This is a genomic window from Pseudomonas sp. GW821-FHT01D09, from assembly GCF_059422465.1.
In genome coordinates this window covers 35,120-56,485 of sequence record NZ_JBWKWY010000014.1, presented here as the reverse complement: position 1 = coordinate 56,485, position 21,366 = coordinate 35,120, and the positions used below count along the sequence as shown (strand labels likewise).

The following is a 21,366-nucleotide window of genomic DNA, read 5'->3' as shown; positions in this document are numbered from 1 at the left end:
TTAGAGTTCCAGGCGTTTTGGTATCCCATTTGGTATCCCGGACCCACCGGTGTTATTTTTGGGATACCAAAACGGTGTCGGAGGTAGCTCTCATGCCTACTAATGCAACCCGCCTCTCAGACCGCCAACTCAAGGCAGTCAAGGCAACAGGAAAAGACTTCGTTCTCACTGACGGCGACGGCCTTCAACTCAGAGTCAGAGCCAGTGGCTCGATGATATGGAATTTCAACTACCGCGAGCCGGTAACCAAAAACCGCCTCAATATGGCGCTGGGCCCTTACCCGGCTCTCTCGTTGGCGAACGCCAGAAAGAAAGCTCAAGAAGCACGTGAACTACTGGCGCTAGGCATTGACCCCAAGGCTCACCGCGATGAGCTCAGGCAAGCCAAGCTGGCGAAGACCGAACACACCCTCGAGAAGGTGGCCACCGCCTGGTTCGAACTGAAAAAGCACTCCGTCACAACGGCCTACGCCGAAGACATCTGGCGCTCACTCACGCTGCATGTTTTCCCCAGCCTCAAAGCCACACCCCTCGCAGACATCACCGCCCCCATGATCATCAAGCTCCTACGTCCGATCGAGGCCAAAGGCAGCCTGGAGACGGTCAAGCGACTTTCCCAACGTCTCAACGAAATCATGGCCTACGGCGTCAACTGCGGGCTGATCTTTGCGAACCCGCTCAGTGGCATTCGGGCAGCCTTCAAGAAACCGCAAAAACAAAACATGGCGGCACTTCCTCCCGAAGAACTACCCGACCTGATGCTGGCGATTGCCAACGCCAGCATCAAACGCATCACCCGTTGCCTGATCGAATGGCAACTGCACACAATGACCCGCCCTGCCGAGGCTGCTGGGACGACCTGGGCAGAAATAGATTTCGAGAAACGCATCTGGACCATTCCAAAGGAGCGCATGAAAAAACGCCGTGCGCACCCCATCCCCTTAAGCGACCAGACGCTCGCGCTGCTAGAGACACTCAAGCCCTACAGCGGCCACCGGGAACATGTATTTCCGGCCGACCGAAATCCGCGTACACACGCAAACAGCCAGACCGCGAACATGGCATTAAAGCGTATGGGCTTCCAGGATCGGTTGGTCAGCCACGGCCTGCGATCAATGGCCAGCACCATCCTCAACGAACATGGATGGGACCCGGAGTTGATTGAAGTCGCACTCGCCCATGTCGACAAAGACGAAGTCCGAAGCGCGTACAACCGAGCGGACTACATCGAGCGAAGACGCCCGATGATGACTTGGTGGAGCGACTACATTCAAAAAGCCGCCACCGGCAATTTGTCGGTGACGGCCATTCATGAAAACAAAAACGGGAACGTCATCCCGTTTCGTTAATCAGTTCCTACTGGCGACAGCGGCGACCCTGGCGACAACCCACTTATTTAGCGGTCCTGCGCATGGCGACAAAGCGGCGACCGTCGCCACCATCTGCATCGCCCACAAGCTTTTAAGGCCCAGCCCCTGAGGACAGGAAGGCTTTGCCTTCCTGTCCTCAGGGGCTCACTTTAAAAACCGACGAACGGCCCACCGTCCATTCAAAGCCACCGTCTTCCATACACATCCATCACCTAAAAACCCCACCCCATACACGGTTGACCACCCTCCGAGCACGCGCTACACCAGAGCCGTAGAGCGCTGTCATCGACAGCATTACCCAGGTAGCCAGGGATCTTTAAGGCTACGCCCTACAGTGGTGGTCCCAGCCATGCGCGCTCGCTTCCAATTAGGCGCGCAGTCACGCCCAACGTGATCGAAGCCAACTTATCCACAGTGCAAATGCGGCAGCCCACGCCCGTCTCTTTCTCCAGGAAAGAGACGGGCGCCGAAACCACTGCCGCAGCCCTTGCCGGGCAACACATTGCAGCGTTTGTCACTGTGACAATCGGCGTGAAAAACCCCGATGTCACCCGCAGCAGCAATGCAGATGATGGTGCCGCAGCCCACGGAATGGACTGCACCTGACTGACAGTCAGGCACGCCCCGATCATCGCATCACTGCCTGCAACAGACTCAGGATCTCGCGGCGCTGGTCTCGTCAGCCAACGCAGCCTCCACCCGCCCACCGCTATCGGTGCTCAGGAGGCCAGATCATGAGATGCCCAAGCTCCCGGTCGTAAAGAGCCGCCCGTCCCGCGTAAGTGGACAATCCTCACAGGCTGCAGGGGCCTTGATCCCTGATAACACTCAACAACCGTGGCGGGGAGAGTGAGGAGGAAATTCGAAGCACCAGGAGAATGACGATGCAATTGTGCGAAGTGTTCGACCTGCCAAAGCCGCTGCTGGAATACCGGCCCGAGCCGCTTGCGTATCCAGTCGAAGCGTTGGGAAAGATCTTAGGGCCAGCCGTCGAACGCATGGCCGAGGTGATCGGCGTGCCCTGCGCCATGGCTGCGCAATCGGTGTTGGCCACTGCCGCCCTGGTGGCCCAGTCGCACGCCAATGTGCATCTCGATGGCCGTGTTTATCCGTTGTCCCTGTACATTCTGACAGTGGCATCGTCGGGTGATCGGAAAAGCGCAGTGGATCATCTTGCGCTGGCGGCTGCGCGTGAGTGGGAGCGACGGCAGTGGATGCTGTACTTGGAGCAACTGAAAGCCAATCGCGCCGCCATTCGAGGAAAGCACGACGCTCGTGAGTTATCCGATCCCGTGCCGCCTAGGTTGATCATCGCCGAGCCCACCATTGAGGCGCTGATCAAAAACCTATGCCGGGGCTTGCCCAGCATGGGGTTATTCAACGACGAGGGCGGCCAGTTTTTGGGCAGCAGCACGATGAGCAAAGAGAACCAACTCAAGGCCATCACCACCCTGTCAGCGCTCTGGGATGGCAGCCCCATCGACCGGGCGCGCTCCATGCCTGGCGAAAGCCTACGAGCTTATGATCGCCGTCTCAGTCTGCATCTGATGCTGCAACCTTACCTGGCCAACCAGCTACTCACAGATCGAATGATCAACGGCCAAGGCATTCTTGGGCGCTGCCTGATCAGTTGGCCCGAACGCCTGGTGGGGCGGCGCTTGTACAAGGCCGTCGACCTGACGCGAGATGCCAAGATCCAGCGCTATCAAGCGCGCATTACCGCTCTGTTGGATAAGCCGATGTCGCTACACTACGACGGCTCACTTAACCCTGACAGGCTGGAACTGACATCCAGAGCGCGCACTGCCTGGATCGATATTCACGACACCATTGAATGCCAATCTGGTGAGTTTGGCGAGCTCTCCGGCGTTCAATCCGTCGCGGGGAAAGCAGCCGCCAACGTACTGCGTATCGCCGGAGTACTGGCGGTGATTGAAGACGCGCATGCAGTGGACGAACCCCATATCCAGCGCGCCTCGACGCTGATGGATTACTACCTGGCCGAAATCCAGCGCCTGACGGAGCAAGAGCCCATCAACACGTTACGCGAGGAGGCGGATCGACTATTGCGCTGGCTAACGCAAAAAGGCTGGACCCAATTCACCGTCCGCGACCTCAACCGCAATGGCCCCCGCTTTGCCCGCAAGAGCAGTCATCACGCAATTACGCTGCTGGTCGAATTGATCTCACATAGCTGGCTGGACTCTCCTGACGGAAAGACCTTCGAGGTGCGCCATGTTCCGCCTCAATGACGCGGTGCGCCGTTACCAGGCACAGCATCAGACACGACCTGCATTGCGAAGTGTCGCCACTTCCGTCGCCGCCTTGTCGCCAAGCTTCAGGGCAGCAACTACAAGGGTTGTCGCCACTGTCGCCGTTGTCGCCACACCCGTCTTAGGGCCTGTCGACATCGGCCAACTGATCCACCAACTGCGCGAAGAGGGAGCAATGTTGCGGCATCAGCAAAACGCCCTGATTATTCGTCCCACACATTGGCAACAAGTGAACAAGATCAGCGCCCACTGGAAAGCGGTGCTGCGCTTTCTGCAAGACACAGAAAACGGTGAAGCCGATGGCATTGGTCGGCCGGCGTGATGGCCGCAACTTTGGCTACGGCCGTCAGCTCAGCTATGCCGGCCCACAAGCGCTGAAAGATATGTTTGCCGGCGGCCACTTCGCTACGGTCAAAGCACACAGTGATCGCTGGCAGGCTTTCGTGAAGTGGTGTCGGTCAGCGGACGGCCCCGGTTACAACGACGCCCGCCAGATAGATCGCAGTACCTTGCACAGCTACGCCACACACCTGCGTCAGCAAATCCGACAAGGTGAAATCTGCATCGCCACCGCGCAGAACCGCCTGAGTAGCGTCAACCGCACCCTCGCAGCGCTACGCGGTGATCACTACGTGAAAATCGCCAGTCCGAGCAAGGCACTTGGCCTGCAGCGATCAAGTGTCCGCACCCGCGCACCGGATGGCCAAGACCACCAACAACTGAGTCGAGTGATTGAAGCGCTTCGCCAGCAGCAATACGACCGCGTAGCAGCGATTGTCTGCTTGGCCCGAGCAACCGGGATGCGTCTACGTGAAGCAATTTTGGCTGATCTGCCACGCCTACAACGTGAAGCGAAGCGATTCGGTCGCATCAATATTCAGGACGGAACCAAAGGTGGCCGGGCCGGAGCTTGGGCGCCACGATGGATCGCCGCCAATGAAAAAGTGAACGCAGCGTTGCAGATCGCGTGTGACGCCTCACCGATCAGCAGCCGCAACTTGCTGGTGCAAGATGAAAGCTACGCGAACTTCCTGCAACAGACGGTGCGGCCCGCTCGTGAATTACTACAGAAACAAGGGCTGAAAGGTTTTCATGAGTTACGCGCCGCCTATGCCTGCGAACGTTACGAGCTACTCACGGGGCACGCCGCACCGATTAATGGTGGCCGCTGCTATCGCATTGACCGCAACCTAGATCAGCAGGCGCGGCAACAGATCAGCATTGAGCTCGGGCATAACCGAATTGATGTGGTTTCGACCTACATTGGAGGCGTAACTTGAAAAAGCCCTTCGATATGGAGCTGTTTCTGAGCGGCGCACTGACTGGTTCGACGATCACGAGACGAAGACATCTGCGGCAAGCCAAAGTTATGCAAGCGGCCATCCAACTTCGATGGCAACGCGATAACCCATGGACCTGGCAGATCAAACATATTAACTGGTTTCTAACCCAACACCTCAAAGATCACGCAGACGCAACTCGATATTATTATCGGCTAACTGCGCTTTTGATCTGGAAACGACTAGAGCGTGGAACCTCTATAGTCTAACGCTCAAATATTGTTAATCCGTCGTCGCATCGTAAGAAAAGTACCCATGCTCTTTATCAAATTTCAAACCTTGGGCGACTTCAAAGCTACCATGAAGGTAATGTTTACCATCACCCCCAAGCTCAAGATGGCATCCAAGACGCTCGACCATTGGACTGATGCCTGAGTGGTCATCTAGCCACTCGTTATAGCCTGCAATTGATGGTCCTCCAACGTTAATTACAAACTCGATGCCATAGAAAAGAAACGCAAAAAGCGTCTCCTTACGCTTATTCATAAAAAGTCCACAGCCAAATCCAGCGTGAACCCACTCATCGGTTGTTGGATGTCTCATTAGAGTGTCATGTGGAAAAACACGTCGCTGAGAGTAGGGCCATGCCTTAAAGTTGTCACCATATCGAGCATATTTTCGCACGTTGTCAAGAAATGACTCACGGCTCAGATGGGAGGTTCCCCGCGGGCTTTTACAAAATAACTCTGCAAAAGTTTCGTAAGCCATTTTGCAAAGAAACCTCGACATCTCTCTCTGCGGGGGATTGTCCTCAATTGTAAATATCAGTGGCTGCTCAAAGCCGCCAGCCATTACGTTATGAAGATCACGACGGTTGCGCTCGTTTTCCGAGTCAAACTGAAGGTCGCCACTTGGTAAACGGCGCATATTAACAGCGATATCCGTTCCAGCAATATGACCGAGCAAAGATGGGAATGTCCCCTTTTTATTAGGAACCTGCTGCCATGCTCGAATATTTCTCATTCATGAATGGGTCAACACTGGCTGCTCGACTTTCCGAGCAAAGTAGTTATTACACTTATCACAGACTACACCGCGTGGAAGCACACGCCTTTTGCTGCCTATTGACTCCGGCATGATGTGCTCAACGCTACGAGATTTTGTAGAGTCGCATTCGCAAAAGATACATAGCATAGGCTGTTATAATCCATTCTTATCTGGTGCAAGCACTATATAGCGTGCAGAGTGCGCTTTGTAAAAGTTAGGCAAGTTATACATACAGACAGGTTTTTATCATCATTTTCGGCTCAGCAGTCGCAGGCCATCGTCACCGAAGGCGATATTTTTTGGGCCGAAACGAGAGCTACGTTAAATGCTTGTCCTTATAACCACCCCTCACACAGCTTCGATGCCTGGTCGAGTATCATTTGCGCTGCATCCTCTGCCTTATCCGGTGGATACTTGTATTTACGCAAAATCCGTCGCACCAGAATCCGCAGCTTAGCCCTCACGCTTTCACGGCTACTCCAGTCGACACTGACATTGGCCCGCAGACTAGCAGTGAGCTCATGGGCAATTTTCGCCAGGATTTCATCACCCAACTCCCGCACAGAAGCTTCGTTAGTCGCCAAAGCATCGTAAAACGACAACTCATCATCGTTCAGCCCAAGCACGTCACCGCGCTTGCTGGCCTGGGCGAACTTTTTGGCCATTTCAATCAGTTCTTCAATGACCTGCGCCGTTTCAATGGAACGGTTCTGGTAGCGCTTGATGACGTTGCCCAACAACTCAGAGAATTTCTTCTCTTGAGTCAGGTTAGAGCTGTAACGGCTTTTGATTTCGCCTTCGAGCAATCGCTCCAGGAGCTCCACTGCCAGATTTCTTTCTGGAAGGTTGCGCACCTCTGCGAGAAACGCGTCATCGAGCAAGCCGATGTTGGGTTTTTCCAGGCCCACCGCCTCGAAAATATCTACAACATCACCAGAGACCACTGCATTGCCGATGATCTGTCGAATAGCTAACTCACGCTCTTCGTCGGTTTTTTTCTGCTGACTGACTTCGCGTTTGATCAGAATGACTTTAATAGCCTGAAAGAACGCCACCTCTTCGCGAACGGCTTTGGCCTCATCCAGCGTGCAGCACAAAGTAAATGCCTTACCCATGGCCAACGCGTTATCAGCAAACCGCTTTTTACCATCCTCCATTCCCAGGATATGGTTCGCTGCTCCGGCCAGTAGTTTGTGTCCGCCCGTGAGGAAATCACCGTAATCGAAGCCATGTAACAGGCTACGCAGAACGTCGAGTTTTTCCTCTAATACCGAATAGGCTTCGTAGGCATCCACCGTCGGCCGGCCTTTACCTTTGCTGCCGGTGTACTCCTTGAGCGCGGCCTTCAGTTCGTTGGCAATGCCGATGTAATCCACCACCAGGCCACCCTGCTTGTCCTTGAAGACCCGGTTAACCCGGGCAATGGCTTGCATCAGGTTGTGCCCCTTCATGGGTTTGTCCACGTACAAGGTATGGACGCAAGGTGCGTCAAACCCGGTCAGCCACATATCGCGGACGATCACGAGCTTGAGGGGATCCAGTGGATCTTTGAAACGCTTCTCCAAGCGCTTTTTGACCTGCCCAGAATAAATATGCGGTCGCAGCAAGGCCTTATCCGATGCGCTGCCGGTCATCACGATTTTGATTGCACCTTTCTCAGGATCCTCGTCGTGCCACTCTGGACGCCGAGCGATGATCTCGTTGTAAAGGTGCACACAGATCTCGCGGCTCATGGCGACCACCATGGCTTTGCCGGGCATCTGCTCCATACTGACCAACCCCAGATTACGCGCCTCAAAGTGCGTGATCAGATCCGACGCAATGCTCTGAATCCGTGGTTCTGCCCCGACGACCTTTTCCAGCGCGGCCCAGCGGCTTTTCAGTCGCGACTGCTGGTCGTCTTCTTCATCTTCGGCCAGCTCATCGACCTGATCGTCGATCGTAGGTAGCTCGCTCTCTTTCAGCGAAAGTTTGGCCAAGCGCGACTCATAATAGATGGCGACGGTCGCACCATCTTCAGTGGCCTGCTGCATGTCATAGACGTGAATGTACTCACCAAAAACCGAGCGCGTGTCGCGGTCCTCACCGGATACTGGAGTACCAGTGAAAGCTACAAAAGTGGCGTTCGGCAGCGCGTTGCGCAGGTGATGAGCAAAGCCAACCTGATAACGTGCTTTGCTCTCAGCAACCTGAAGCCCCGTGGGTACTTTCAGCTCAGCATTAAAGCCATATTGAGTGCGATGAGCCTCATCGGCGATAACAACAATGTTTGGCCGCAAGGACAGTACCGGGAAGCTGCCTTCATCGACTCCAGGCATAAACTTCTGGATGGTCGCGAACACGATACCGCCACTAGGACGGTTGGCCAGTTTGGCACGCAAGTCCCCACGCGATTCCACCTGGACGGGTTGCTCACGCAGCAAATCCTGGGACAGCGAGAACACCCCGAATAACTGACCATCCAGATCGTTACGGTCAGTGATCACCACAATGGTCGGGTTTTCCATCGCCGTTTCCTGCATCACCCGAGCAGCAAAACACGTCATGGTGATGCTCTTACCCGACCCTTGCGTATGCCAGACCACCCCGCCCTTATGACTACCGCCGGGACGCGAGGCTGTCACTACCTGCTGAATGGCTGCGCGAACTGCATGGAATTGGTGATAGCCAGCAATCTTCTTTACCAACCGGCCGTCGTCCTCGAACAACACGAAGTAACGCAAGTAGTCGAGCAACATCTCTGGTACCAGAGCACCGCGTACCAATGTCTCCAGCTCGTTGAATTGCCCTAATGGGTCGAGATCCTGGCCGTCGATGGTCCGCCAGTTCATGAAGCGCTCAAGATCAGCCGACAAGGACCCCATACGGGCCTCACTACCGTCGGAAATCACCAGGATTTCGTTGTATTGGAACAGGTCCGGAATCTGCTCTTTATAGGTCTGGATTTGATCAAAGGCTTTACCCAGGTCAGCCTTCACATCTGCCGGATTTTTCAGTTCGAGCAATACCAACGGTAGCCCATTAACAAACAAGATGATGTCCGGACGCCGTGTGTGTTTCGGCCCCTGGATACTGAACTGATTGACCGCCACCCAGTTATTGGCTTTCACATCCGCCCAATCGATCAGGCGAACGAAGTCGCCTCGGGTTTCACCGTCTTTTTGATACTGCACGGGTACGCCGCTGACCAGCAGGCGATGGAACAAACGGTTAGCCGACAACTGCACCGGTAGCCCCAATTCCAGTACCTGCTTCAACGCATCTTCACGCGCAGCTACTGGGACCTTTGGATTGAGCCTCACCATGGCGCTGCGCAGGCGCTCAGCCAGCACCACCTGGCGATAGTTTTCACGCTCGGGTTGCTCACCATCATGAGCGATATTCGGCCCGTACAAATGCGTGTAACCCACCTCTGCCAGCCAGCCGAGGGTTTCCTGCTCCAATTGGTCTTCGGTCATTCCAACTCACTTCCTGTGTTCAGATCACCGGCCAATTCGGCCTCAATCTCGGCAATGCTCGGCAGATTCCGGCCCAGGGTTTCGGGCAAGTCGCGCAGCAATTGGTATTCGGCAACGCCGATGGGTTTTTCGATGCCCGACAAAGCGTACTCGGCCACCAAGCGGTTTTGCTGTTTGCACAGCAGCAGGCCGATGGTGGGTTTGTCATCCTCGGCTTTAATCTGCGCATCCACGGCAGCCAGATAGAAATTCAGTTGGCCAGCATGTTCGGGCTTGAAAGCCGTAGCCTTGAGCTCCACTACCACGTAGCACTTGAGGCGGGTGTGGTAGAACAGCAAATCGATGAAGAATTCATCACCACCCACGTCCAGGCGAAACTGGCGGCCGACGAAAGCAAAGCCTGCGCCTAGCTCCAGCAAGAAACGAGTGATATGACGGATCAATCCATCTTCAATATCACGCTCGTGAGCATCGTCGCCCAAGCCGAGAAAGTCGAACAGGTAGGGATCTTTCAAGGTTTCGTGAGCCAACGCCGACTCAGCAGCCGGTAAACGTGCAACAAAGTTAGTGACTGCCGCGCCCTGACGTTGCTGCAAGCGGTTCTTGATATTTTGCTCCAGCGTGCTGCGTGACCAACCAAGCAAGACGGTTTGCTGCGCATACCACTCACGCTCGGCAGGGCTGGTCAGCTTGGTCAACAGGGTCACCACATGGAACCAGGGCAATTGGGCAGCAGGCTGCTGCCCAAATAGACCATTAGGGCAATGCTGAGCAAAAAACGCCATGTACTTGAGGTTGCGGCTGGAAAAACCACGGATATCGGGAAAAGCATCGGAAAGGTCGCGCGCCAATCGCTCAATGACTTTCGCGCCCCAGCCCTGCACTTGCTGCCGGTGACGAATTTCGCAACCGAGGCGGTGATACAGCTGCACCAACTCGGCATTGACGGCCAGTGCAGCACGTTGCCGAGCTTGAGCAATATCGACTTTGAGCTGAGTCAGCCAGTCGGCGTAGCCTTCGGGCAGTGCGGAAATCGTTTCTTTAGTCACTCAATGACCTCCCACTCCTTGGTTGACACCTCACCAGTTTGGTGAAAACGATGTATACGGCCGATGAACTCGGCGAAGTCGGGATTCTCTTCCGTCAGTCGATTGCACATATCCCAGTCGATTTCGCTGCGTTCGCGAGCGGGGATCAGGATTTGGCTTTCCGCCTGGTTCTCTACGTCGAGCTGTATTACGCCTATGCCATGGGCTGAAGCGAGCATACGTAATTTTTTGAGCGTGCCATCACCCTCAACGATGCCCGCGACCAAGTAGCCGAAATGAGCCAATGAGGACTCTGCAACCTGTTGCTGTACCAGATCGCTATCGGTCTGGATGCAGTTGCTATTGCTTGACTCTTTCTTGGTGGCACATTCCTCAGGGCACTGCTCAGAAACCCATAGCCCCAGTTCACGGGCAGTTTGCTGGATATCCGGTAGGTTTAAGCATTGGCGGAGGTTCAGAGCCATATTAGGTGGCCCCCAACGGGGCGTATTCGGCACCAACGCCCACAGCTACTAAGCGTAACTTTCCAGAAATAAGTCGTGGCAACAAAGTGTCACGGAGTTGCGTGAGGGTTTGAGCCTGTTGATTGTTCAAAAAAATTTTATTTCGCAGAGAAGAAACAATTTCGTCAAAAGCCTTAATAACAGATTCCGTCGCAACTACGACTGGCAACCTGTAAACATTGTTCCGATTCAGACCAGGAACAGCACCATCGGTATTCATATTTTCAAGGCCAAGCGTTTGTAGAAGGTAGTAACAATACGCCAGGGAGTTATCTGTCCGAACGTAAAAAACGGTGTCGATAGGAAAAAATGGCCGATCCTCCCAATACAAACTACCTACAGTCCCTTTCCGCCCAACGATGACTGATGAGCCTTTGACCAGTGCTTCATTGTGGTAGCCGGTGATTCCGCCTGAACCATATACGGGGACGGGACCGTCAGCCCTATCAGTTGCCTTCAGGGCTTTCCCATATAGCAGTTCCATCAGGTCTTCAACTTTCCTCACACTCCATCCCTTCGGCACCAACCCCAACTCAGAATCTTCGAAAATATCAGGAAACAGCCCAGCAGTATCGGCGTCCATACCTTCCGGTTCAAATCTTTCCGACTTCGCTCTCACCGGATCGAAGTCCACAAACCAGGATTTGAAAAGCGTTTGAGCTATGGCTTCTAGGGTAGCGTTGGTTTCACATAGTAAAGTAATACGATCATCTAGAGCTTTGAGTATTGAGACGATTTGCTCTTGGGCTTGTAGCGATGGAATTTTAACTTTAAGCCCTAACAAGCCTGAAATAGTTAATGCCTTTTGCGCCGACCCAATCATAATTGAACTCAATGCAGACTGGCCTATTTCAGACTTAAGCCAATAGCACAAAAACAAACTATTTAGCGACGAGAAATCCTTAAACCAAGTTATATTCCCATCCTTAAAATAAAACTCTCCCTCATCTTGGACAACATATGGAATCCCCGCCCTATTACCAACAGAACTCAAAAGAAGATCACCGCGCAATGGGTATCCGAATTTTTTGGAAACTTCAAAAAACCTATCTTTAGAAATATAAACTGCCGGCCCAGAGAATAAACCAACAGCCTTATCTATGACATCCTTCGAAGCTAAAAAAGGGACTCCATCATCAACATAATCATGAGCAAATATTCTTTTACTGGAGGTTACTGTACAAAGTTCTCCAACCTTGAACTCTCTCCACTCAGAACTCATATCCCAGCCTCCCAAACTTCTGTCGGATCAACTGGTCGAGCTCTGTGCCTTTTACCAACTGCTCGCCCAGTAGCACAGTGAGGTTTTGCATCTTATCGGCAAAAGCTTCGTCGTCGTCCGCGACGGCTTCGGCACCGACATAGCGGCCCGGAGTGAGAACATGGCCATGCTCCGCTATTTCAGCGATTGTCACGCTTCGGCAAAAGCCGGGGATATCTGCGTATTCCGCGATCTCCCCGCCAACATCCAACGGTACACCGCGCCAATTAGCAACGGTCTGGGCAATACGTTCGATATCGCCGTCGAGCAGCTCGATCTGTACCCGGCTGACGTTGCTACCGAGCTTGCGCGCATCGATAAACAGCACTTCGTCGGGGCGAGCGAGCTTCTGTTTGGTCAAGAACCACAGACACGCCGGAATCTGGGTATTGAAGAACAACTGGCCGGGCAGCGCTACCATCACTTCCACCACGTCGGCCTCGACCATGGATTTTCGAATATCACCTTCGCCGTTCTGGCTGGAGCTCATTGAGCCGTTAGCCAAGACGATACCAGCACGGCCGCTGGACTTGAGGTGAAACAGCATATGTTGCAGCCAGGCGTAGTTGGCATTGCCTTGCGGCGGCGTACCATAGACCCAACGCGGGTCGCCTTCGAGGCTGCCGTGCCACCAGTCGCTAATGTTGAACGGCGGGTTGGCCAGGACGAAATCGGCACGCAGATCGCTGTGCTGATTACGGATAAAGGTATCGGCGGGCTCACGGCCAAGATTGAAATCAATGCCACGGATCGCCAGGTTCATCGCCGCCAGACGCCAGGTGGTCGGGTTAGACTCTTGGCCGTAGATAGAGACGTCGCCGAGTTTACCGCCGTGGGCTTCGATGAACTTTTCAGACTGGACGAACATGCCGCCCGAACCGCAGCAGGGGTCGTAGACCTTGCCATGGTGCGGATTGAGCACCGCAACCAGGGTTTTAACAATGCTCGCCGGGGTATAGAACTGCCCGCCCTTCTTGCCTTCGGCGCTTGCGAATTGGCCAAGGAAGTATTCATAGACCTGGCCGAGCAGATCGCGGGCCTGGTTGGCATCACCACTGAAACCAATAGTAGAAATCAAATCGACCAACTCACCGAGCTTACCGTCAGGTAGCTGGGCACGAGCATATCGCTTATCGAGGATGTTTTTCAGGCTGGAGTTTTCCGCCTCGATGGCAGACAAAGCTTCATCAATACGCTTGCCAATATCCACCTGCTTCGCAGCAGCACGTATCGACTCCCAACGCGCCACTTCCGGCACCCAGAACACATTCACTTCTTTGTAGTAGTCGCGCTCCTCCAGCTCTTGAACAAGCAATTCAGCATCGTTACTACCTAGATAGTAGTCATCGCTGGCATCGGCAAAACGTCGCACGAGTTCCGCACGGCGGCCGGCAAAACTATCAGAGATGTATTTGAGGAAGATCAGGCCGAGGACGATGTGCTTGTACTCCGCAGCATCCATGTTGGCGCGCATCTTATCTGCAGTAGCCCACAGCGTTTTTTGCAGATCCTGCAGGGTATTACTGGTTTGCGGAGCTGTGGCCTTCCGCCCAGGCTTCCTCTTTACCGACTCAGGCTCTGGGATGACAGGACTTTCGCTCGACGAAAAACGAGCACGTGCCTGATTGAGCGCTTCTTCAGCAAGACTGCTGGCGGTCTGTTCGACACCCTTTTGATCCGTCATGGACTACTTCCTACATTCGACGCAGATGAATTGCGTGGTAAAAATTGAAAAAACCGACCATAGAGGTTCAGGCGAAGATTGCCGGCATGATAACGGGTCACCACACCTTTCGTCTGAGTTGTAACGACCAAGAGAACGCGTACCACCTTGCAAGGCAGGAATCACCCCGAGTCAGGGTCAGTCCAGCGAGCTTGCAAGGCCTCAAGAAAACCCGCCGCGGTCTAATCGGTATTCCAATTGGTATTCCAACCAAGAAAATCGAACTGATATTTACATTATTAATCGACAACCTACAGAATCAATTCAACTCACCCCGGCCACCACTTCAACATCTAAAGACGTCCACGAACGTCTTTTTTTGTGCCTGAAATCCTATAACCCACAAGCTACGAAGGCTTTCGAGTTCCAGGCGATTTCATGCCCCAATGAAACTCTCGCCTTTCCGCCCCCCCCCCGCTCCAGGCAGGTCATGCTACAGACCTTTTAAATGAGATAACTTCTCATTATAGTGTGCCACTATTCGCGCAATCGCTCAGCACCAAGGTAGCAGGGGCAATGGAGATGCAAGGCGATCAAAAGAAACTCAGCGCGCTTTTTATCGGCCAGCGCAGTGCGTTAATCCGTATGTTGTCGCGGGTGGTCGGCTGTGCAAGTCAGGCGGAGGATCTCGCCCAGGAGACCTACCTCAAGGTGGCAAAAGCGTTGTATAGCCGACCGATTGAACACCTGCATCCGTTCCTCTATCAGACCGCTCAGTATCTAGCCTTTGACCACCTGCGCAGCATGCGCAGTAAAAGGCGTTTCGAGTGTCAGCTGGCTCAAAGCATGGTGGTCGAGGTGCCCACTTCGGCACCGGGCCCGGAGTGTCAGGCCCATGGCCAGCAGCAACTGCAACAGTTTCAGCAGGTGCTGGGGACCTTGCCCACGCGCCAGCAACAAATCCTGGTTCTGCATAAACTGCACGGTTTGTCTCAGGGCGATATTGCACAACGGCTGCAGGTATCTTTGAGTACAGTGGAAAAAGACCTGCGCAATGCGCTCAATGCCTGTGCCAAAGCTATCGACTTACCATGACTGAACCGACTCAAAACGTTATCCCCAACGATGCTGCCAGAGAGCAGGCGACCCGTTGGTTTACCCAGCGTGATGAGATTGCGCGCAACCCCACCACGGGCCAACGCTTTGCCAGGTGGCGTGACGCCGACCCACAGCATGCGGCTGCGTATGCGCATTTAGAGGCGTTGTGGGAGGCTCAGTCATTCCAGCAAGCCTTGCAAAACCTGGCCGTCGACCTGGAGTTGCCACCGGCCCCATCATCGGCCTCAAAGTGGCGCAGCAAGACTCGACTCTTTGCCAGTGCGGCCGTGTTGCTGGTCGCCCTCGGCGCCGGCTGGATGGCCGATGTGCCCATGCGCCTGCAAGCCGATCACATGACCGATATCGCCCAGGTCAAACCCTTTGACCTGGAAGACGGCTCGCACATTGTGCTGGGCAGCCACAGTGCGATCAGCACCGAGTTCGACGCGGCTCAACGCCGCATCCGCCTCCTGCGCGGCGAGCTCTATGTCGATGCCGCTCACGATGCCAAGCGTCCGCTGAGTATCGAGACGACGGACGCCACCATTACCGTGGTCGGCACTCAGTTCAGTGTCAGCAAGCGCGGCAACGACGTTGTCGTCGCCGTGCGCCAGGGCCTGGTGCGTTTTGCCAATCGCGAGGGCAAACAGAGCCTGTTGCGAGTCGGTAACTGGCAGCAACTCCATGACGGTCATTTGCAACCCTTATCCCTGGAAGGCGCTGAACGGAAGATGGCCTGGACCAATGGCCGCCTGTCCTTCCAGGACACCCCCCTGGCGCAAGTCCTTGACGAAGTGCAGCGCTACTACCCGGCGCCGATCTTTGTCCTGAACGCCGCCGCCGCGGGTGAGCGTGTCAGCGGCAACTACCAACTGGATGATCCGATGGCGATCGTGCAAGCACTGAGCAAAGTGACGGCCACCCAGCTTTATCGTCTGCCGGGCGGGTCGTTGGTCATCCGCTAAAAGCAGTGGCCGATCCTGCACGAAAAAAGTTTTACGGTTTTTGGGGCTTCAACCCGTCAAGGATTTTGCTTTTGCAAATAATTCTTATTCATGACGGAGCCCGCATGCCTTTCCCAGCACTCACTTCGACTCACGCCCGGAGCATACTTGCGCTCGCCATTTGCCTGGCCTGCAGTCACGCTGTTGCCGTCGAGCGCGCCGACACAGCGGCCAGCCGCGAGGTGCAAACCACCCATAGCTTCGCCATTGCACGGCAGTCGCTGGTCAACGCACTCGATCAGTTGAGTGTGCAGAGCGGGCTGCAAATTGCGTATTCCTCGGACATGGCCCAGGGCGTCGAATCCTCGGGCGTCAGTGGCCAGATGACCGCCCAACAGGCGTTGGCTCAACTGCTGAAGGGCACGCGGCTGGACTTTGAACAGAACGGCGCAAACGCAGTGCTGCTCAAATCTCGCCCCCAAGCGTCGGGCCCGCTGGAGCTTGGCACCACCAATGTGATCAGCAACCAACTGGGCACCGTTACCGAGGGCTCCGGCTCCTACACGCCGGGCACCATCGCTACCGCCACCAAATTGGTACTGACGCCACGGGAGACACCGCAGTCAATCTCCGTGGTGACCCGCCAGGCCATGGACGACTTCAGCCTCAAGTCAATCGACGACGTGATGCGCCATACCCCTGGCATCACCGTGGCCGCTTATGACAGTGAACGTACCTCGTATTACTCGCGCGGGTTTGCCATTCGCAACTTCCAGTACGACGGCATTCCGATCCTGCAAGATGCGCAATATTCTTCCGGCCACACCCTCACAGACACCGTGATCTACGACCGTGTCGAAGTCCTCAAGGGGGCCACCGGCCTACTCACCGGCGCCGGCGGCCCAGGCGGCACCATCAACATGGTGCGCAAGAAGCCAACCTCCGAATTCAAGGGCTACATCGACCTGGGCGCGGGTTCCTGGGACAACTATCGCTCCGAAGTGGATGTCAGCGGCCCGCTGACCGAGTCCGGCAACGTCCGTGGGCGGGCCGTTGCGGCCTATCAGGATAAACACTCATTCCTCGACCACTACCAGCGCCAGACCGCCGTGTACTACGGCATCCTGGAGTTCGACCTGGCACCCGACACCCTGCTGACGGTCGGCGCCGACTACCAGGACAGCGATCCCCAGGGCTCCAGCTGGTCAGGCTCGGCCTCGCTGTATGACTCGGCGGGCAATCGCATCAGCACACCGCGCGGCTTCAACAACGGGGCCAAGTACAGCAAGTGGGCACAGTACACGCGCACCGGCTTCGCGACGCTGGAACACACCTTCGACAATGGCTGGGTGGGCAAAGCCCAGTACAACCACCAGATCAACGGCTACGACGCGCCGCTTTCTGCCCTGCTGAACCCGAACGCAACCACCGGCAAAGCCATGCTGCTGACCCGTGCCTACGACGGTGAAACCACCAGCGACACCGGCGACCTGTACGCCACCGGCCCGTTCAGCCTATTCGGCCGCGAACATGAGCTGGTGGTCGGTACGTCGGTATCGCGCTCGCGCTGGATCGGCCGCAACTACACCAGCGCCATCTACACCGATGGCAATAGCCACGACTACTTCAACTGGGACGGCGATGCCACTAAGCCAGGCCGGGGCCCGGAAACCAGCTACAACGACGAGACCACCCGCCAGAGCGCCGGCTACATGACCGCCCGTTTCAGCGTGACGGATGACCTGCACCTGATGCTCGGCACCCGGGTCAATAACTTTGAAGTGACCGGCACCAGCCAGGTCAAGGACACCGGCAAGGTCATGCCTTACGCCGGCATCACCTACGACCTCAACGAAAACTTCTCGGCATACGCCAGCTACACCGATATCTACCTGCCGCAGCGCGAATACCGCGATATCAATGACAAGCCGGTGGAGCCGGACGAAGGTAAAAACTACGAAATCGGGCTCAAGGGTGAGTTCTTTGATGGCCGCCTGAACTCCAGCCTCGCGTACTTTGAGGTTCACGAAGACAATCGCGCAGTCACCGACGACAGCTACGTAAACGGAAGCATCCCCGGGCTTGATGGTGCCTACAAGGGGGTTGAATCCAAGACCAAGGGCTACGAAGCGGAAATTTCCGGGGAGCTGGCACCCGGCTGGCAATTACAGGCGGGCTACACCCACAAGATCATGCGCGACAAGCAGGGGGCGAAGCTGTCCACCTGGGAACCGGAAGACCAGGTCAATATCTACACCACCTACAAGCTGACCGGCCCGCTGGACAAACTCACCGTGGGCAGCGGCGTGCGCTGGCAGGGTACGGGTTGGAAGCTACTGACGAACAACTACACGACGGGCACCCAGGATAACTTCTCCCAGTCTCCACTCTGGGTAGTCGACGCGATGGCCCGCTATCAAGTTACCGACAACGTCTCGGCCGCCCTCAACATCAACAACGTCTTCGACAAGAAGTACTACACCAACATTGGCTTCTACAACTCGGTTTACTACGGCGACCCGCGCAACGTCATGCTGTCGACGCGCTGGGACTTCTGAGAACGTACAGCGCCCCTGGCCATAAGTGAACAGGCCTCAGCTAGCGCCTGACGAATCATCGTTTGTCCCCGCCATAGGCCTGAAATCTAATCCATCGCAAACAACTAACAATAACTGCGATGGAGCAGACCCACCCATGTCCCCGACCTTTTCTCTATTGATCCTTGGCGCGTCGATCCTATTGATTGTCGTGCTGATCGGTAAATGCCGTGTCCATCCGTTCCTGGCCCTGATCGCCGCCAGCCTGCTGGTGGGGGTCGGTACGGGCATGACCCCCACCGCGATTGTCTCGGCATTTGAGAAGGGCATGGGCAGTACGCTCGGGTTCCTTGCCGGGATCATTGGCTTGGGCAGCATCCTCGGCAAGTTGCTGGAAGAGTCTGGCGGCGCCAAGCGCATTGCGACCACGCTGCTGCGCCTGCTGGGCGAGCAGAACGCCGCGTGGGCGATGATGCTGGTGGGCTTTATTGCCGGGATTCCGGTGTTCTTCGAGGTGGGATTTGTGCTGCTGATCCCGCTGATTTATGTGGTTGCCCGGCAGACCCGGATCAACCTGTTGTACCTGGGCGTGCCGCTGGCGACCTCGCTGATGGTAGTGCACTGCATCCTGCCGCCGCACCCCGCCGCCACGGCCATTACCGGCATGCTCAATGCCGATATCGGCAAGGTGATTCTGTACGGGCTGATCGTCGGGTTGCCCACGGCGGTGATTGCCGGGCCGATCTGGGTCAAGCTGACCTGCGCGCGGCAGGCCCCGGCCGGTCAGGCTCAGTTTCTGGCTGAGCGTGGCGAGGGGAGCATCGATGACAGCCAGGCCCCCAGTTTCGCCATGGCGATGATCACGGTGCTGCTGCCCTTGGCGTTGATGGTCGGCAAAACCCTGGCAACACCTTTACTGAGCAAAGGCACGATGGCGTTTGAATGGGTGTCCTTCATGGGCAACCCGCTGATTGCCCTGGCGCTGTCGATTTGCTTTGCCTACTGGTCCCTGGGCCTGCGCCGTGGGCTGGGCATGGGCGATCTGCTTGAGCTGACCCACCGCTGCTTCCCGCCACTGGCCGGCATTCTGCTGGTGATCGGCGCCGGTGGGGCGTTCAACGACATGCTGGTCGGCAGCGGTATCGGCAAGGTCCTGGCGGATGTGCTGGGGCAGTCCAACATCAACCCGATCCTCCTCGCGTGGTTGATCGCCGGGCTGATGCACTTCGCCGTCGGCTCGGCCACCGTGGCCATGATCAGCACCGCCGGCATGGTCCTGCCGATCCTCGGGCAGAACCCGCAATACAGCCCCGAGATCCTGGTGATCGCCATCGGTGCCGGTGCCATCGGCTGGACCCACGTGACGGACTCGGCGTTCTGGGTCGTAAAAGAGTACCTGGGGATTTCCCTCTCCGAAGCCCTCAAGAAATTCACCGGCGCCACCGTGCTCGCTTCGGTGGCGGCCCTGATCTTTACCCTCACCCTTTCCCGGTTTGTATGATGACCCCCACTTCAAAGGCAGTGCCCATGATTCAAGGTAAAACGCTCGACGCCTGGTATGAAAGCCACCCGGTCATCAAGGCGCTGGTCGCACTTGAGCAGGTCAGTTGGTTCAACCCCGCGATCGCCCCGGCCGCTGTGGCCCTCGGGGATGTCGGCCTGAGCCTGGACGATGTAAAAGACGCCAGCGCGCGCCTGCTTCGCTTCGCGCCCTATCTCGCCAAGGTGTTCCCGGAGACGGCGGCGGCGGGTGGCATCATCGAATCGGCAATCCAACCGCTGAAGGCCATGCAGCACGCACTGTTGAGCGAAGCCGCCCTCCCCGACTGCGGCGCGCTGTGGCTGAAAAAAGACTGCGACTTGCCCATCTCCGGCTCGATCAAGGCCCGTGGCGGTATCCATGAAGTGCTCAAGCACGCTGAAGACCTGGCCCTGCAGGCCGGCTTGATCAGCCTCGACGATAATTACGCGGCCTTGGCCGGCGAGCACGCACGGGCGTTCTTCAACCAGTACAAAATCGCCGTGGGCTCCACCGGCAACCTTGGCCTGTCCATCGGCATCATCAGCGCCACGCTGGGGTTCCAGGCGACGGTGCATATGTCATCGGATGCGCGCCAATGGAAGAAGGACAAACTGCGCGCCAACGGCGTGACGGTGGTGGAGTACGCATCCGACTACAGCGTTGCCGTGGAAAACGGCCGCCAGCAGGCGCAAAACGATCCGGCCTGCTATTTCATCGACGATGAAAACTCGCCCCACCTGTTCCTCGGCTATGCCGTGGCCGCCGAGCGCCTGGCCCGGCAGTTTGAAGTGGCCGGGGTGCGGGTGGACACCGAGCATCCGCTGTTCGTGTACTTGCCCTGCGGAGTTGGCGGCGGCCCTGGTGGCGTGGCGTTTGGCTTGAAGCTGGCGTTTGGCGATGCGGTGCACTGCGTGTTTGCCGAACCGACCCACTCCCCCTGCATGCTGCTCGGTGTGTATACCGGGCTGCATGACCAGGTGAGCGTGCAGGACTTCGGCATCGATAACCTCACTGCGGCTGACGGCCTGGCAGTGGGCCGTCCCTCTGGCTTCGTCGGCAAGGCGATGCAGCGCCTGATCGATGGCTACTACACCGTCACCGACGAAGAACTCTACCGCCTGATGTTCCTCGCCCATGAGCTTGAAGGGGTAAAACTCGAACCTTCGGCCCTGGCCGGCGCGCCAGGCATTGTGCGGGTGCTCAAGGACGCGCAGTATTTGCAACGCATTGGCGTCGGGGCCACGCAGTTGGCCAACGCCACGCACTTGATCTGGGGAACCGGCGGCAGCATGGTCCCCGCTGAAGAGTTCGCCACCTACCTGGATAAGGGGCGCGCTCTGCAAACGACCACCCATCGCTGA

General features: G+C 56.3%; 17 protein-coding genes. 10 read left to right on the top strand and 7 right to left on the bottom strand.

Features of this window, described 5'->3' with window-relative positions; translation table 11 throughout:
• Positions 1 to 92 precede the first annotated feature (92 nt).
• From AC07W7_RS14645 to AC07W7_RS14625, 5 genes are all read left to right on the top strand, one after another.
• Positions 93 to 1,349, top strand: coding sequence for an integrase domain-containing protein (locus AC07W7_RS14645; protein WP_170058516.1), 1,257 nt, complete (start codon positions 93 to 95; stop codon positions 1,347 to 1,349).
• Positions 1,350 to 2,254: 905 nt separating this feature from the next.
• Positions 2,255 to 3,622 (top strand): YfjI family protein, encoded by a 1,368-nt coding sequence (locus tag AC07W7_RS14640; RefSeq protein ID WP_495039580.1) that lies wholly within the window; start codon positions 2,255 to 2,257, stop codon positions 3,620 to 3,622.
• Positions 3,606 to 3,965 (top strand): hypothetical protein, encoded by a 360-nt coding sequence (locus AC07W7_RS14635; RefSeq protein ID WP_495039579.1) that lies wholly within the window; start codon positions 3,606 to 3,608, stop codon positions 3,963 to 3,965. Before AC07W7_RS14640 ends, AC07W7_RS14635 begins: the two co-directional genes overlap by 17 nt.
• Entirely contained in the window at positions 3,943 to 4,923 is a 981-nt protein-coding gene (locus AC07W7_RS14630; RefSeq protein WP_495039578.1) for an integrase domain-containing protein, read from the top strand. Before AC07W7_RS14635 ends, AC07W7_RS14630 begins: the two co-directional genes overlap by 23 nt.
• Entirely contained in the window at positions 4,920 to 5,192 is a 273-nt protein-coding gene (locus tag AC07W7_RS14625; RefSeq protein WP_495039577.1) for a hypothetical protein, read from the top strand. The genes AC07W7_RS14630 and AC07W7_RS14625 overlap by 4 nt, the downstream gene beginning before the upstream one ends.
• A gap of 13 nt (positions 5,193 to 5,205) precedes the next feature.
• Here the strand turns inward: AC07W7_RS14625 and AC07W7_RS14620 are convergent, their stop codons facing one another.
• The 7 genes from AC07W7_RS14620 to AC07W7_RS14590 all read right to left on the bottom strand — a co-directional run bounded on the left by AC07W7_RS14620 (position 5,206) and on the right by AC07W7_RS14590 (position 13,925).
• Positions 5,206 to 5,946, bottom strand: coding sequence for a hypothetical protein (locus AC07W7_RS14620; protein WP_495039576.1), 741 nt, complete (start codon positions 5,944 to 5,946; stop codon positions 5,206 to 5,208).
• Positions 5,947 to 6,117: an HNH endonuclease gene (locus AC07W7_RS14615; RefSeq protein WP_495039575.1), complete on the bottom strand. Its 171-nt coding sequence runs from the start codon at positions 6,115 to 6,117 to the stop codon at positions 5,947 to 5,949.
• A 188-nt stretch (positions 6,118 to 6,305) separates the two neighbouring features.
• Positions 6,306 to 9,428 (bottom strand): type I restriction endonuclease subunit R, encoded by a 3,123-nt coding sequence (locus tag AC07W7_RS14610; RefSeq protein WP_495039574.1) that lies wholly within the window; start codon positions 9,426 to 9,428, stop codon positions 6,306 to 6,308.
• On the bottom strand, positions 9,425 to 10,477 hold the full coding sequence (locus AC07W7_RS14605; RefSeq protein WP_495039573.1) for a PDDEXK nuclease domain-containing protein: 1,053 nt from the start codon (positions 10,475 to 10,477) through the stop codon (positions 9,425 to 9,427). The genes AC07W7_RS14610 and AC07W7_RS14605 overlap by 4 nt, the downstream gene beginning before the upstream one ends.
• Entirely contained in the window at positions 10,474 to 10,941 is a 468-nt protein-coding gene (locus AC07W7_RS14600) for a hypothetical protein (protein ID WP_495039572.1), read from the bottom strand. Before AC07W7_RS14600 ends, AC07W7_RS14605 begins: the two co-directional genes overlap by 4 nt.
• Before the next feature lies 1 nt (position 10,942).
• Complete coding sequence (locus AC07W7_RS14595; protein ID WP_495039571.1) at positions 10,943 to 12,202, bottom strand: restriction endonuclease subunit S; 1,260 nt, start codon at positions 12,200 to 12,202, stop codon at positions 10,943 to 10,945.
• On the bottom strand, positions 12,192 to 13,925 hold the full coding sequence (locus tag AC07W7_RS14590) for a class I SAM-dependent DNA methyltransferase (protein ID WP_495039570.1): 1,734 nt from the start codon (positions 13,923 to 13,925) through the stop codon (positions 12,192 to 12,194). The genes AC07W7_RS14595 and AC07W7_RS14590 overlap by 11 nt, the downstream gene beginning before the upstream one ends.
• Positions 13,926 to 14,480: 555 nt before the next feature.
• On the opposite strand from AC07W7_RS14590, the gene AC07W7_RS14585 reads away from it, so the two are divergent.
• The 5 genes from AC07W7_RS14585 (at position 14,481) to dsdA (ending at position 21,366) form a co-directional block, all read left to right on the top strand.
• On the top strand, positions 14,481 to 14,999 hold the full coding sequence (locus AC07W7_RS14585) for an RNA polymerase sigma factor (RefSeq protein WP_495039569.1): 519 nt from the start codon (positions 14,481 to 14,483) through the stop codon (positions 14,997 to 14,999).
• The gene (locus AC07W7_RS14580; protein ID WP_495039568.1) at positions 14,996 to 15,967 is read left to right on the top strand and encodes a FecR family protein; all 972 of its coding nucleotides are present in this window, start codon (positions 14,996 to 14,998) and stop codon (positions 15,965 to 15,967) included. The genes AC07W7_RS14585 and AC07W7_RS14580 overlap by 4 nt, the downstream gene beginning before the upstream one ends.
• A gap of 104 nt (positions 15,968 to 16,071) precedes the next feature.
• Positions 16,072 to 18,504 (top strand): TonB-dependent siderophore receptor, encoded by a 2,433-nt coding sequence (locus tag AC07W7_RS14575; RefSeq protein ID WP_495039567.1) that lies wholly within the window; start codon positions 16,072 to 16,074, stop codon positions 18,502 to 18,504.
• 136 nt (positions 18,505 to 18,640) lie between these two features.
• Positions 18,641 to 19,984 carry a GntT/GntP/DsdX family permease gene (locus AC07W7_RS14570; RefSeq protein WP_495039566.1) on the top strand — a complete coding sequence of 448 codons (1,344 nt, stop codon included), beginning with the start codon at positions 18,641 to 18,643 and terminating at the stop codon, positions 19,982 to 19,984.
• 26 nt (positions 19,985 to 20,010) lie between these two features.
• Complete coding sequence (gene dsdA, locus AC07W7_RS14565) at positions 20,011 to 21,366, top strand: D-serine ammonia-lyase (protein WP_495039565.1); 1,356 nt, start codon at positions 20,011 to 20,013, stop codon at positions 21,364 to 21,366.

Excerpts from the sequence above, each read along its gene's own strand:
- AC07W7_RS14645 (WP_170058516.1), top strand. The coding sequence starts at position 93 with ATGCCTACTAATGCAACCCGCCTCTCAGACCGCCAACTCAAGGCAGTC.
- AC07W7_RS14640 (WP_495039580.1), top strand. The coding sequence starts at position 2,255 with ATGCAATTGTGCGAAGTGTTCGACCTGCCAAAGCCGCTGCTGGAATAC.
- AC07W7_RS14635 (WP_495039579.1), top strand. The coding sequence starts at position 3,606 with ATGTTCCGCCTCAATGACGCGGTGCGCCGTTACCAGGCACAGCATCAG.
- AC07W7_RS14630 (WP_495039578.1), top strand. The coding sequence starts at position 3,943 with ATGGCATTGGTCGGCCGGCGTGATGGCCGCAACTTTGGCTACGGCCGT.
- AC07W7_RS14620 (WP_495039576.1), bottom strand. The coding sequence starts at position 5,946 with ATGAGAAATATTCGAGCATGGCAGCAGGTTCCTAATAAAAAGGGGACA.
- AC07W7_RS14615 (WP_495039575.1), bottom strand. The coding sequence starts at position 6,117 with ATGCTATGTATCTTTTGCGAATGCGACTCTACAAAATCTCGTAGCGTT.
- AC07W7_RS14610 (WP_495039574.1), bottom strand. The coding sequence starts at position 9,428 with ATGACCGAAGACCAATTGGAGCAGGAAACCCTCGGCTGGCTGGCAGAG.
- AC07W7_RS14600 (WP_495039572.1), bottom strand. The coding sequence starts at position 10,941 with ATGGCTCTGAACCTCCGCCAATGCTTAAACCTACCGGATATCCAGCAA.
- AC07W7_RS14595 (WP_495039571.1), bottom strand. The coding sequence starts at position 12,202 with ATGAGTTCTGAGTGGAGAGAGTTCAAGGTTGGAGAACTTTGTACAGTA.
- AC07W7_RS14590 (WP_495039570.1), bottom strand. The coding sequence starts at position 13,925 with ATGACGGATCAAAAGGGTGTCGAACAGACCGCCAGCAGTCTTGCTGAA.
- AC07W7_RS14585 (WP_495039569.1), top strand. The coding sequence starts at position 14,481 with ATGGAGATGCAAGGCGATCAAAAGAAACTCAGCGCGCTTTTTATCGGC.
- AC07W7_RS14580 (WP_495039568.1), top strand. The coding sequence starts at position 14,996 with ATGACTGAACCGACTCAAAACGTTATCCCCAACGATGCTGCCAGAGAG.
- AC07W7_RS14575 (WP_495039567.1), top strand. The coding sequence starts at position 16,072 with ATGCCTTTCCCAGCACTCACTTCGACTCACGCCCGGAGCATACTTGCG.
- AC07W7_RS14570 (WP_495039566.1), top strand. The coding sequence starts at position 18,641 with ATGTCCCCGACCTTTTCTCTATTGATCCTTGGCGCGTCGATCCTATTG.
- dsdA (WP_495039565.1), top strand. The coding sequence starts at position 20,011 with ATGATTCAAGGTAAAACGCTCGACGCCTGGTATGAAAGCCACCCGGTC.